The 704-nt window shown below is 49.6% G+C and carries 1 protein-coding gene; it reads left to right on the top strand.

Annotated features, from left to right (window positions below):
- On the top strand, window positions 1-704 hold a 704-nt coding region (locus ACR0E6_RS22315; RefSeq protein ID WP_480587490.1), incomplete at both ends, for a DUF4956 domain-containing protein.

The raw sequence follows: 704 nt of genomic DNA, 5'->3' as shown, positions 1-704 counted from the left end.
GCTGTTTTCAATAGCATCGGTCCTTTCGGCCGTGCTGTTGCCTAGTATTGGCTATTCTCAAATTGATCCTGCTTCCTTGCTCGCAGGAACGTCCGAATCAGAGATTTTGATTGAAAGAGGCTGGACTCAGTTCCGCGGCAAGCAGGAACTCTACTTTTTCACGCTAGACGTCATTGTAACGATCATTTTGACAGCTTTGATTGTTTATCATCCCGTACGACGTAAAGCACGCCGAAGTGTCAGCGATCTGGTTATGCCCAGACTGTTCTTCCTTTATGCGCTAATTGGAATGGCAGTGGGATTCCTGGTAGTCCAGCACGGGTCAATGATTGGTTTCGTTATTTTTGGCATCGGTGCGTTGCTCAGGTTCCGCTCCAATCTGGATGATCCGGTCGATACTGTCGAAATGATAATCGTAACGGTTCTTGGTCTTGCGGTCGGTTTGGGCTTACCGCTGATGGCCACACTGGTGGCGATTGTGTGTTGGTGCTTCATTTGGCTCGGAGGGCGAAACAAGGGCGTGGAAGTTTCGCTCAAAGCTTCAGATGAAGAGCACTCATTGAAAGTCAGCGGAGACATTGAAACCATGGCCGCAGACGCTGGCTGGAAGCTGGTCAGAAAACACCACGTCCCTGGAAAATCTCGCGTTTCATTGCTTTTCATAACTTCGGGAGGACTTTCAGAAGCCCGGATCGAAGAGATGG

This window comes from Ruegeria sp. AP12 (assembly GCF_056540025.1).
This window is presented reverse-complemented; position numbering and strand designations above follow the sequence as displayed.